The sequence below is a fragment of the Sphingobacterium sp. SYP-B4668 genome (assembly GCF_027627455.1).
Classification (GTDB): domain Bacteria; phylum Bacteroidota; class Bacteroidia; order Sphingobacteriales; family Sphingobacteriaceae; genus Sphingobacterium.
On record NZ_CP115483.1, the window covers coordinates 2755081 to 2768350 of the forward strand.

The 13270-nt window shown below is 39.8% G+C and carries 9 protein-coding genes; 5 read left to right on the forward strand and 4 right to left on the reverse strand.

Going from position 1 to position 13270, the window contains the following annotated elements; genetic code table 11:
* Positions 1 to 243 precede the first annotated feature (243 nt).
* A complete protein-coding gene (locus tag OQ289_RS11450) occupies positions 244 to 1011 on the reverse strand; it encodes a hypothetical protein (RefSeq protein WP_270086999.1) in 768 nt (255 codons plus the stop codon).
* Between the two features lie 349 nt (positions 1012 to 1360).
* On the reverse strand, positions 1361 to 3526 hold the full coding sequence (locus tag OQ289_RS11455) for a S46 family peptidase (RefSeq protein ID WP_270087000.1): 2166 nt from the start codon (positions 3524 to 3526) through the stop codon (positions 1361 to 1363).
* Positions 3527 to 3797: 271 nt separating this feature from the next.
* Here OQ289_RS11455 and OQ289_RS11460 point away from each other — a divergent pair, with 271 nt between their 5' ends.
* Entirely contained in the window at positions 3798 to 4733 is a 936-nt protein-coding gene (locus OQ289_RS11460; protein ID WP_270087001.1) for a hydrogen peroxide-inducible genes activator, read from the forward strand.
* A gap of 14 nt (positions 4734 to 4747) precedes the next feature.
* Positions 4748 to 6538 (forward strand): chloride channel protein, encoded by a 1791-nt coding sequence (locus tag OQ289_RS11465; protein WP_270087002.1) that lies wholly within the window; start codon positions 4748 to 4750, stop codon positions 6536 to 6538.
* Between the two features lie 12 nt (positions 6539 to 6550).
* On the opposite strand, the gene OQ289_RS11470 is transcribed toward OQ289_RS11465, so the two are convergent.
* The gene (locus OQ289_RS11470; protein WP_270087003.1) at positions 6551 to 7141 is read right to left on the reverse strand and encodes a riboflavin synthase; all 591 of its coding nucleotides are present in this window, start codon (positions 7139 to 7141) and stop codon (positions 6551 to 6553) included.
* Between the two features lie 610 nt (positions 7142 to 7751).
* Between OQ289_RS11470 and OQ289_RS11475 the strand changes: the two genes are divergently transcribed.
* From OQ289_RS11475 to OQ289_RS11485, 3 genes are all read left to right on the forward strand, one after another.
* Positions 7752 to 9422, forward strand: a complete 1671-nt coding sequence (locus tag OQ289_RS11475) for a PNGase F N-terminal domain-containing protein (protein WP_270087004.1) — start codon at positions 7752 to 7754, stop codon at positions 9420 to 9422.
* Between the two features lie 290 nt (positions 9423 to 9712).
* Positions 9713 to 11449: a GMC family oxidoreductase gene (locus OQ289_RS11480; RefSeq protein WP_270087005.1), complete on the forward strand. Its 1737-nt coding sequence runs from the start codon at positions 9713 to 9715 to the stop codon at positions 11447 to 11449.
* Positions 11450 to 11455: 6 nt separating this feature from the next.
* Entirely contained in the window at positions 11456 to 12088 is a 633-nt protein-coding gene (locus tag OQ289_RS11485; protein WP_033562430.1) for a gluconate 2-dehydrogenase subunit 3 family protein, read from the forward strand.
* Between the two features lie 75 nt (positions 12089 to 12163).
* Here the strand turns inward: OQ289_RS11485 and ychF are convergent, their stop codons facing one another.
* Positions 12164 to 13264: a redox-regulated ATPase YchF gene (ychF, locus tag OQ289_RS11490; RefSeq protein ID WP_270087006.1), complete on the reverse strand. Its 1101-nt coding sequence runs from the start codon at positions 13262 to 13264 to the stop codon at positions 12164 to 12166.
* Positions 13265 to 13270 lie beyond the last annotated feature (6 nt).

Below are 13270 nucleotides of genomic sequence, written 5' to 3' on the forward strand. Positions count from 1 at the left end.
GTTATATAATTGTTGACGAATGGTATAATTTTCCTTTTCTTTCTTTCTTAAAAATCAATAATTCAACAAAAGAGCTAAAGTTTTGTTTTCCCATGTGAACAAAGAAGGGAAGGGTGGCCAAAAAGTCGATAAACATCAACTGGCACTTGCTTCGTAGCCGCTACAAGCTAATGAATACTTACTATGGATCGATATTCATACCTTTTTTGCGTAATAAACAAGGTGATGCAGTAGCCTACGTCTTTATGGTTCGCAAAAAAACTCGGTAATATCTAAACTGTTTAAATTGGGTTTGATTTGAGGTACAGGGTAGCCAGCAGTATCTTTATATAAAGATACTCCGAGAGCCACTAGCATACTTTCGGTTGCTGTTAGGTCATCAATCTGGCAGATTAGATTGGTGAAAGGCTGCGATTGGCGGACAAAGAGTAATTCACTATGTGTGTAGCGTGTTGTGAAGTCCATATTGAGATGGTCAATTTTGAATATCGTTAGATGTACCATAAAGGAGCTTGTTTCCTTTGGTATGTCTAAATGAAATTCGGGATTAAAGTTGGAAATCGTGGCCACGACCTCCCGTTGGTTTTTATTATAATCAATGTCGATTGGCAACAGCAAGGTATCCTTCAAAGGTGAGCTGTTGTTGAAGCTAAAGTTCTTCAACAACATCATGTTGGCCGGTAAGATTTCCCTCTTGCCTCGCATATTGATTTTATCTGCTTTTAATATCAGATTTAATCGTTTGACTAGTCTATTGAGATTAGAGGGTTCATAAAATAATTCATAATGCTGACCCATGGCATTTTTTAATGCAGATCGGATATTCTTTGCGAAAGAACTGACTCTTCCAAATTCTTGTGCATTTTCTTTGGAACGTTCGGCTAGATTGGATATTTCATTTTTGCTCTTTTTTGCAACTTTCTGTCTTACTCGATATTCATCACCACTTTTGTAAAAATTCAAGTCACCGATATTGCCCTCTAATTTAATGTTGCCTTTTTGGAATGCCATAACTGATCATGCGTTGGTTATCCTTAAAGATAAGGAATTAATTCGAAGATGTTAACGGAATATCCTATTGTTTCGCATATGTAATGCAGGTATTATGAATATATAATACCTACATATTACCTACATAATAGCTATATAATACTTGCATAATACCTCCCTGGAATATACAATTAGACACGGCTAGACAAGCGCTATGTCCATTCACTACAGATTTTGCGAAACATAGGATGCATCAGTCTTGAAAGATTACCTGAATATAAATAGCTGGATGATATTTGAAACTGGCTGCCCCAAAAAAAGGTGCCCAAGGGCACCTTTTTTGAAGCATGGATAATATTCTTCCGATTGATTAAATCCCCATCTCTTTAATAATGAATTGAGCATTGTCAATTTTGTCCGCAATCCAGAGTACATACCGGATATCAACCCCAATAGATCGACTATAGCTTTCATTCCATGCAAAATCATTGATGGTCGCATCATAGGAACGATCAAAGTTTACACCAATCAATTCTCCATAAGCATTCATAATTGGAGAACCCGAATTACCTCCAGTGGTGTCCATATTATAAAGAATATTCACAGGAACATCCTTCAAGTCTTTCTTCTCATATGCCCCAAAGTTTCTAGAAAGCCATGCCGATTTAATAGCGTCTGGATAAGCAAACTCTGGATTGTCATCATTTCCTTTCTCCAAGATGCCTTTTATAGTGGTAAATGGTTTCATATAGGTAGCATCTACAGGTGTATACCCTTTGATATTTCCATAAGTAAGTCTTAATGTAGAATTGGCATCGGGAATAAAGTTTTTAGCTTGATAGATTTCTTTCACAGCAACATAATCCCCCATTAACTTATTCAACTCACCTTCTCTACGTTGTTGTTCCTGACCAAATATCTGAACTTCAGATTCCAATGTTCTTTGAAAATCAAGAAGTTCATCACGATATCCCAACAGTTGTTTAGAAGAAGAAAGAATGTTGTCATTTAAAGATTGTAGACTATTTAATTTAGACGCCTTGATGAGATTTGTGATATAATTTTCTGCTTGGGCACGATTGCTGAATTTCTTATCCTGGATGGATCTGATACTATTCAACCCCTGCAATTCATAACCATCTCCAAACATACGGGCCCCAATAGATTCATCTACGCTTTGGTTATAACTCTCATACAAGACCGCTACATCACGCTTTACTTGTTCAATATTTAATTTGAAAAAATCTTCGGCATCCTTGGCTGATTTATATTTCGCTAGTTCGTCTTTAAAGGTGTTAATATAACGTGCTGCAGAGAGCAATTTAGTACTGGAATAGATATTGTTTAGCCAAAGCTCCTTTTGAGCGTCTTCGAATATCGTTTTATAGTACTTGTCAATATTCTCCATCAGACTACCATATTTGGTTTGGAGGTCTATCTTGCTACTGATAAAGGTCGAGAGGTCCTCATCTTCTTTGCGTTTACTGGAGATAAGATCAATATTACGCAGTCCTTTCAATTTACCCCTATAATTCTTCATCACATTTGCATTTCGCTTTATGCGGGTGGCCAAGGCTAATTCTGTCGCCTTATCATTTTTACCTGCAAGATCCATCTGTCTATTTTGAAAGTCATAGAGTTCAGCCGTGTAAGGAAGCAGAAATTTTTGCTGATATTCGATATATTGTGTCGGACGATGTCTAAATGTTTTACCCGGATATCCCAAAATGAATACAAAGTCATTTTCATCCACACCTTTAGGATTTACCTTTAAGAATTTTTTGGGTTGATAGGGGACATTCTCTTTCGCGTATTTTGCAGATGATCCATCAGGTGCTACGTAAGCTCTCACGAAGGAAAAGTCACCCGTATGACGTGGCCACACCCAATTATCCGTCTCCCCGCCAAACTCCCCTATATCCCTTCTCGGGATATAGACCAATCTGACATCTTCAATTGTTTTATAGCGGAACAGCACATAGGTCTTACCGATAAACATTTCCGAGACCTCCGCTTTAATAGTGGGATCCTTCTTTTGAGCGGTAGCAGCCAACTCTTCTCTTTTTTGCTTGATAAGGTTGATGCGTTGGATTGGGTCCGTGATATTTGCCACTGCCGCCAACACCTGATTAGACACATCTTCATAAGAGTCGGTAATTCTAATTGTCAATCCTTTTGCTTGAACCTCTTGCTCAAATGAATTGGCGACAAACCCATTCTTTAGGTAATCTTTCTCCGGTGTACTTGCTAGTTGTACCGCACTGAAAGCGCAATGATGATTGGTCACGATAAGTCCTTTTCCAGAGACAAACGAGCCTGTACATCCACTAATTTGGACCAACGCATCTACTAATCCAACTTTTCCTGGATTGTAAATATCTTTCTCATTGATCTTCAACCCCGCAGCCTTTAATCCGGCTCGATTCAGTTCACTCAGGGGAAACATGCCTTCATCTGGAGCTTTTGCCGAGAAATGGATGGTGCTAACGGTAAAAAGCAACGCTATTGCCAATCCTTTTTTATTAAAAATATTCATATGTTGTTCATTATACTTTCGATGACAATATAATCCTCAAACTTGACGAAATATGAATGGGAGGGAATGCTTTCCTAAATACACAGGTGCGTTTTACAATGTGCGCTGCTATATCTAGATGATTGTCTTCTAAATTCATTTATACCTGCCAAAATTAAGACTTCAAATGTACTAAAACTTTGGAAGAGGATCGGCAGTATCTTCGAAGAAACCATTATTAATAGGCTTTTGCTGAAAAACTTGCTACTTTTGTATAATCAAAATTGATATTATGACGCTAGTTCAATTAGAATACATTATAGCGGTAGACACTTATCGCAGTTTTGTAGCTGCTGCCGAAAAGTGTTTTGTGACTCAACCGACTTTAAGTATGCAAATTCAAAAACTGGAAGAATCATTGGGTGCTAAGATATTTGACAGGAGTAGGCAGCCTGTCATACCTACTGAAATAGGAGAAAAAATCATTACCCAAGCCCGTATCGTCCTGACCGAAAGTCGTAAAATAGGGGAAGTTGTACAACAGAATAAAGGAGAACTAGAAGGAGCTCTAAAAATAGGAGTCATACCTACGGTAGCTCCATATCTGCTACCCCGTGTTTTGGCATCCTTTATGCTAAAGTATCCTAAGTTACAATTACAGGTTTGGGAATACACAACAGAGCGTATTCTGCACGAACTCAAAGTAGGTATCTTGGACTGCGGAATATTATCTACTCCATTGCATGATCATAATATATTGGAATCCCCCCTTTTCTACGAAACATTTGTAGGCTATGTTTCAAAAAAGAGCGATTTGTTTGAAAAAAAAGTCATCAGCACAGACGATATGGCTCATGAAAAATTATGGTTGTTGAACGAAGGGCATTGCATGCGAGGGCAGGTACTGAATATTTGTCATTACAAACATAATATGGACGGTAATTTTGAATACAATACTGGAAGTGTGGAGACCCTCAAAAGAATGGTGGATATCAATTCGGGAATGACTATCCTGCCTGAGATGAGTATCATGGATTATGACGAAGAGCAATTGGCACATGTCCGGTACTTCAAGTCTCCCGAACCTGTAAGAGAAATCAGCATCGTTACAACTCAAAATTTTGTCAAACGCCAGGCAATACAAGCCTTAGAAAAAGAAATATTGCGCGTAATACCTGATCGGTTTAAAAATAAAAAAAGAAAAGATGTGATGGAGTTTAAGCTCTAAAACTAGAAGACAATATGAGTACGAAATTTTGGCAAAAGCTTGAGGGATTGAACAAGTGGCGGATGAAAAAAATTTCCAATCGAAATTTTCTCATTATCCTGGCGGCTTTGGTAGGGATAATAGGAGGAGTAGCCGCTTCTGTGTTGAAAGGAATGACACATTTTATTGCTTCAGCGTTACAAGATGATGTGGAGTGGCACTACAAGTATTCATTTTACCTTATCTTTCCATTGATTGGGATACTATTAAGTGTACTCTACATCCGTAAATTTTTGAAAGGAAAAAATTTCGAACACGGTATTACACCTATCATCTACGCTATCTCGAGACGCTCCAGCAAGATTGAAGCCCACAATGTATATTCTCAAATCGTTACGAGTGCTATTACTGTTGGTTTCGGTGGGTCTTGCGGCTTAGAAGCTCCAATTGCGTACAGCGGCTCCGCGATAGGTTCAAATGTGGCTCGGTTTTTTGGTTTGCAATATAAAGAAATAACCATGCTACTAGCATGTGGCGCTGCTGCGGGTATTTCAGGGGCTTTCAATAGTCCGGTTGCAGGGATGATCTTTGCCATCGAAATCTTATTGCCTGAATTTTCAATACCGGCATTCATCCCGCTATTATTGTCCGCGGCTTTAGCATCTGTTGTCTCTAAAATTCTATACAGTGAACCGCTATTCCATATTGCCACCTCTGATTGGGAGGTGGCCGCTTTGCTCTTCTACATATTGTTAGCTATACTTATCGGCCTTTATACCATATATTTTGCGAAAATAAGTGTTGTCGTCAAAGACTGGTTTGCCAAGATTAAAAACCCTTATAGTAAGGTTTGGATTAGTGGGGTGTCGTTGGGACTCATGATTTTTATCTTTCCGGCACTATATGGGGAGGGGTACCTCACGATACAACAATTATTAGATGGAAGATTTGATTCTATTGTGAAAAATAGTCTGTTTGCCCAGTACAAAGATATCGGATGGATTATTGTAGGGTACACTGTCCTTACCATTTTTGGGAAATCTTTTGCGGCCCTATTTACACTCAATGGGGGAGGGAACGGTGGTGTATTCGGCCCTAGCCTTGTTATGGGAGGATTAATGGGGTTTGCATTTGCATATGGAATGAATCTGACAGGTGTCGTAACGTTGAATATTCCTAACTTTGTAATGGCGGGGATGGCTGCGGCACTTGCTGGTATCATGCATGCTCCGTTGACTAGTATATTCTTGATAGCCGAAATCACAGGAGGTTATACATTGATGGTTCCGTTAATGTTGGTTTCTTCTATATCCTATCTAATTAACAGAGGTGCGTTAAAGCATTCTATTTATACCAAAGTATTGGCGGATTCAGGTGACCTCTTATCTTACGAAGATAAAGACAGATCTGTCTTAAGTATGATGAAGCTACGGTATGTATTAGAAACAAATTTTGTCATTTTACGTCCTACTGAGACACCGGTGGATCGCAAGCATGATATTATTCATTCTAAACGCAATATATTCCCTGTAGTCGATGATAAGGGCAAATTCTTGGGAGTGCTATACATTGAGTACTTGTTGTCGATCTTGCTGGGTGAGGAAGAGGGGATGGATAAAACATTCGAGAAGCTCGTTCAAAAACCCAACGATATTATCAAAGGGGATGAAAATATGGAAATCGTAATGGCTAAAATGAATAGAGACGATGTATGGATACTTCCGGTGGTAGATCATGAGGACCACTACCTCGGATTTGTTTCTAAATCGAGTGTCTTTAATAAGTATAGGGCCCTCCTCATGCGTCAAGGCCAATATCTCGAGTAATCAAAGCTGGCTTTATGACCGTAAAGAAAGTATCTTCGATACATATTTGCCAACAATATCAAACTCCAGATTCACCACGTCACCAATGCCTATATTTCCCAAGTTGGTATGTTCAAGTGTGTAGGGAATAATGGCTACTGAAAATTCATTGTCTTTTGAGTTTACGACTGTCAGACTTATCCCATTTACAGTTATGGATCCTTTTTCCACTGTCAAATTCAGCAAATCAGGGGAGTAGTTAAAGGTAAATATAGTGCTTCCATGCTGGTCTTCCTTTCCAATGCAAGTTGCTGTTTGATCCACATGACCCTGTACAATGTGCCCATCTAGTCGACCACCAACCATAGTACATCTTTCTAGGTTCACGGTATTGCCGATGTGAAGTCCACCAATATTACTCTTTTTCAGGGTTTCATCTATAGCCGTCACTTTGTGCGTACCATCACTCAAACCGACCACGGTTAGACACACACCATTATGTGAGACACTCTGATCTATTTTTAATTCATGGGAAATTGTAGATTTGATGTACAGATGAAGGTTGCTTTCTTCTTTTTCGATATTTACAATCTCGCCAAGGGTTTCTATAATTCCTGTAAACATAACTTTAAGTGATTTTTACAAAAATAGCCAAAATAGTCCCGATATACAATATGAAAGCGTTCTTCAATCCTTACTTGAGGTATGCAAATGAAGTTTTGTACTGCTGGCACAGTAGTTTTTAAATTGTCAAATGACTGGTTATTAAAAAATTAAAAAAACAATTTGATAAGTGTACAAAATACACTATATTTGTTCCATCATAATTTAGGTTTATAATTGGTTATTAAAGGTTTCCATTCTCCCCGTTTGGAAACCTTTATCTTTTTACCTAGATATCGAATTTCAATAAAAATGTTATTTGTGCCGTCTTGGAGTAAGACGATGGAAAAGCTTTTTAATAGCTGGTCAAAATGCATTAGAAATAGATATTTCGCCGAAAATTCATATCACAGCTACAAAATCAAAAATAATTTCCCAAAAAGATAAAATAAATTTGCAAGTTAATAATATTACTTCTAATTTTGACTTAGGTTTAGGTTGATTGCCTCGTCAAGAGGTATTTTAAAGCCTGGGAAATCGCCCGATTATCTCAGGCTTTCTTCATTATCAAAGAAGTGACTTTCAATTTGGACTACGCTAATAAAATGCTAATTTTGGGGTTCAAATTCACATGATGAAAATCTACTATTTTTTATGTCTACTTCTGGTCTCAAATGTCGTGTTGGCGCAGGAGTCAAATTATCTTATTACCTATAAAAGGAGTAACAATGGTAAGTTTGATGACAAACAAAATCCCACTCTTGTCTATGCTGGTACAGATCAGACAACTATTACCAATCAACAAATTATTAAGGGTATTGCGCGGGTGCCCTATGAACAATACTATGTCAATCGCACAAATAGTGCATATTATAAAATTACAACCTTTGAAAATGGTCGGCAGATTGCAACGGTCGATTCAACTGTCTTCGCAAAGCAGAAGTTCACTATTACTGATGAAAGCAAAATAATCTTGGGACACAAGGTGCGCAAGGCCACAACATCAGTCAATTCCAATACAATAGACCTGTGGTACACCGAAGAATTAGGTATAAAAGCTTCTCCGGTAGAATTAGGACAAAATCTTGGATTGGTACTTGAAATGGTGAGAAATGGAAACTCGACGGTCACAGCAACAAATATAGAAAAGATAAAATCCATCCCCAATGCAATCAAGCTCCCAACCATCTCGTCTTTCGTTAATGAACTGACATATAAAGATCTTCTTTGGAAGAGCCGATTTGTCAGTATCCCTATATTTACTAAGCAACGAATTCGTTATAGCGACCAAATACAATCAGATAGTATACTTCGTTTTGCTGGAGGGACGGTAATTGTGCGAAAAATCAAAGTCCCGGAGTTGAAAAGAAATGAAGGCCAAGCTTTTATAGAAGTCGTCCAACAATCTAAAGGAGATGCTTATGATCGCACGGGGTCCGTCTTTTTGATACCAACAGATCAGGATATCAATTTCTTGGAAGGAATGAAAGCTGGAATAAATACATTGCCTGTATATGAAAATGGAAATGGGAAGAAATATCAGGGGATGACCCTCACTGCGACTTATGAACCCGTTATTGAATTAATGCGTTTTTTTACGCCATTTGGTGTGAGTCAGTTCAATCATATCCAAATCAAAGGAAAGCACTGGCAAGACAGTGTCAGCTACCGACAAGATATATCCGAATTATTACCTCGTTTTGCTGGGAAAGAAGTATATATAGGTACTTATATAGGGAATTACGACAAAGAAGGGCACGAAGTCACTGTCAGCTTAACGATTCATCCTGGCAGACCACAGATGGCAGAGGGAGCTCAAGTATTGTCATTATTCAATACGGCTAATGTAATGGAAATGGGAGGGCAGGAGTATCCAACTATGTTCAATCAAGATAATGGAGTTGAAGTGACATTTGAGCTAGCTCAAGAGGCTAAGAATGTGCAGCTGAGATATATTACCACTGGTCATGGTGGCTGGGGCAACGGCGACGAATTTGTTCCCAAACCCAATAGTATATTTTTGGATGGACAACAGGTATTCAAGTTTACACCATGGCGCACGGAATGTGGTTCCTACCGACTATCAAATCCCGCGTCTGGTAATTTTGAAAGTGGCTTATCTTCTTCGGATTTGAGCCGTTCCAATTGGTGTCCAGGAACAGTCACGAACCCTATCTATATCGATCTTGGTAATCTTAAAGCTGGCAAACACACCATTAAAGTGTACATCCCTCAGGGTGCACCAGAGGGCACAAGCCTTTCTTATTGGAACGTATCTGGAGCGCTTCTTTACTACAACTAGACATTGGAGTTATATTCTACCGGGATAAAAACAAGAAGGCATATTTGACTGGTCAAATATGCCTTCTTGTTTTTATGAATAGCATGATTTAAATTGCAACAATTATCTGTAACACATTTGTTTCTATTTCAAGCTTAAAATAGTAACTTAGGGAGTCCAATTAGTTAGCTTTTATTACTATATTTATATTTGCTAATTCAATTTAGCAAATCAAATTTTGATTTTGAGAGATCAACTGTAGAACTAAAAATGACACGTATTATAAACCAAAACAAAACAAACACTTATTTATGAATGACTACCAAATCAAGGAGAGTCCTGATGTATACGACGCTATAGTCGTGGGTTCGGGAGCGGGAGGTGGTATGGCAGGTTATGTATTGGCACATGCAGGACTCAAGGTCCTGATGTTAGAGGCTGGTCCATATTTTGACCCCGCCAAAGATGCTTTACAGCTTAGATGGCCATGGGAATCACCACGCAGAGGTGCCTCCACTACACGCCCTTTTGGTGACTTTGACGCAGCCTTCGGTGGTTGGCAATTGGAAGGTGAACCCTATACCAAGGTAGCTGGAACGGAGTTTGAATGGTTCAGAGCGCGCATGCTCGGGGGCCGAACCAATCACTGGGGTCGGATCTCCTTACGCATGGGGCCAGATGATTTCAAACCGACTGACGGTGTTACCGATGAATGGCCAATAACTTATGATGAAGTGAAACCATATTACGACCGCATAGATCGTATGATTGGAATATACGGTACGGTCGAGGGCATCCGCAACGAACCTGACGGGGTATTTCTAAAACCACCAAAGCCTCGTCTCAATGAGTTGTATATCACAAAAGGTGCTCGAAAAGCAGGTGTGACGGTCATACCAGGCCGAGGATCTGTCTTGACCGAAGCCTTGCCCGGGGTTGAAGGACGTAGTGTGTGTTTCTACTGTGGTCAATGCGGCCGATCCTGCAAGGTTTATGGTGATTTTTCGTCGTCATCATGCCTCGTATTTCCAGCGATGAAGACTGGCAATCTTACTGTAGTGGACAACGCCATGGTACGTGAGGTTCTGACCAATGATGAAGGGCAGGCAATTGGTGTTTCTTATGTTAATACGCAGGATTTGCAAGAATATAGCGTCAAAGGAAAGACTGTCATCCTTGGAGCAAGTGCCTGTGAAAGTGCGCGCATCATGCTCAATTCAAAATCTAAATCCCACCCTGGAGGCGTTGGAAACAGTAGTGGATTAGTTGGTAAATATCTACACGACTCTACTGGTGCAAGCTTATCAGGATATCTACCGCAATTACTAGATCGCAAGCGATACAATGAAGATGGGGTAGGCAGTGTTCACATCTATTCACCTTGGTGGTTGGACAACAAGAAGCTAAGTTTCCCTAGAGGATATCACATTGAGTATGGAGGTGGTATGCACATGCCGTCTTATGGCTTTTTGAATTGGGTGCCAAATGTCAATGACACTACACCAGGTCCAGATGGAAATGCTAAAGAAAAGGGTGGCTATGGTCAATCCTTGAAGCAGGATTATCGTCGCTTCTACGGAGCAAATGTAGGTATGGCTGGTAGAGGTACTGCTTTGGCCCGTAAAGAAAACTATTGTGAAATCGATCCCAATAAAGTGGATAAGTTTGGTATTCCTGTTCTACGATTTAATTATAAGTGGGCTAACGAAGAAGTTGCACAGGCGAAACATATGCAAGAGACTTTTCAGTCTATCATGCATGAGATGGGAGCGGTTATCACGTCTAATATACCTGGGGCAGACACCTTGTACGGACTCGAAGCTCCTGGGAAAATCATTCATGAAGGAGGTACGACTAGAATGGGAAATGATCCAAAAACTTCTGTGCTCAATAAGTGGGGGCAGGCACATGATTGTAAAAATCTATTCGTTGTAGATGCTGGACCATTTGTCCAACAGGGAGATAAAAATCTTACATGGACTATTTTAGCATTATCCATGAGGACCGCAGAGTATATATTGGAACAAAAGAATAAACTAAATAGCTAAGCCATCATGAATAGGAGAGATTCACTAAAAGCCCTCGGGCTTATGGCCGCGGGTTCAGGGTTGTTGGCCAGCGCGTGCAAACAAGATAAGACAGGAGCCAATCAGGTTGTTGATGGAGATGAGGTCAAAAAGCTTCCTGGAGTGCAGGAGTTTGAGCATGAACGTAATAAGAAGTTGTATGAAGAAAAGTTCTTTGATGAACATGAAATGGCTACGATAGCTGTATTAGCCGACATTATTATCCCAAAAGACGACATATCGGGCAGTGCTACTGATGCTGGAGTGCCTGATTTTATAGAATTTATAGTCAAGGATTTACCAGACAATAAGCTCCCCATGCGCGGAGGATTGAAATGGTTGGATGTCCATGCACAGAAAACTTATGGTAAGGTGTTTATTAAGTGCAAGGACAATGAAAAACTTTCGATTGTAGATGAAATTGCCTACCCAGTAAAAGCCAAGCCGGAGATGCAACAAGGAGTAGCGTTCTTTTCTTTGATGCGTAATCTAACGTCTTCAGGATTTTTCACGAGCCAAATAGGAGTGAAGGATATAGGGTACGCGGGTAATATACCTGGTGTCTGGAAAGGGGTTCCAGAAGATGTCTTAAAGCAACATGGGTTTTCGGACAATATTTAAATATCCCCGCCCCAAAAAAAAGTGCCCTTCATGAATATGAGGGGCACTTTCTAGTTAAAAGCTAATATGTAAACCTTAAACGTTAAAGCGGAAATGCATAATATCACCGTCTTCAACTACGTAAGCTTTCCCTTCTACACTTAGCTTGCCCGCTTCTTTTACAGCAGCTTCAGATCCATACTTAATAAAGTCGTCATATTTTATAACCTCTGCTCGTATAAAGCCTTTTTCAAAATCCGTATGAATCACTCCCGCAGCTTGCGGAGCTGTAAAGCCCTTTTCAATTGTCCAAGCACGCACTTCCTGTACACCTGCGGTAAAATACGTTGCTAAGTCCAGCAAAGAATATGCAGCACGAATAAGCTTATGCACACCAGATTCAGCTAAGCCTAAGTCATCTAAAAACATCTGACGCTCTTCATAGCTCTCTAGCTGTGCGATTTCAGATTCGATCTGCGCAGAGATAATCAGTACTTGAGCATTCTCATCCTTTACGGCCTCCTTAACCCTGTCTACATATCCATTTCCAGTATTGACAGATGCCTCGTCAACATTACACACGTATACGACTGGCTTTGCAGTTAACAAGGCTAGGTCTTGAATGAACTCGAAATCTTCGGTTGTAATAGGTGCTGTACGCGCGGATCTACCTGATTCCAAATGATCTTTAACTACTGAAAGGATTTCAAATGTGCGTTTAGCATCCTTGTCACCGCCAGTTTTGGCCATTTTTTCAACCTTTTGAATACGTTTTACAACAGTATCCAAATCCTTGAGCTGCAGCTCCGTATCAATGATCTCTTTGTCGCGAATAGGGTCTACCGAACCATCCACATGGATTACATTACCATCATCAAAGCAACGTAATACGTGAATAATCGCATTTGTTGTTCGGATATTGCCTAAGAACTGATTTCCAAGACCTTCTCCTTTAGACGCTCCTTTTACCAATCCTGCAATATCTACAATCTCGATTGTATTTGGGACGAGACGTTGGGGATTCACAAGTTCAGCTAGTTTATTAAGACGTTCGTCAGGTACTGTGATAACACCTACGTTCGGTTCTATAGTACAAAATGGAAAATTTGCCGCCTGCGCCTTTGCGTTGGACAAGCAATTGAATAATGTCGATTTTCCTACATTTGGTAGGCCGACTATACCGCATTGTAAAGCCATGAATGT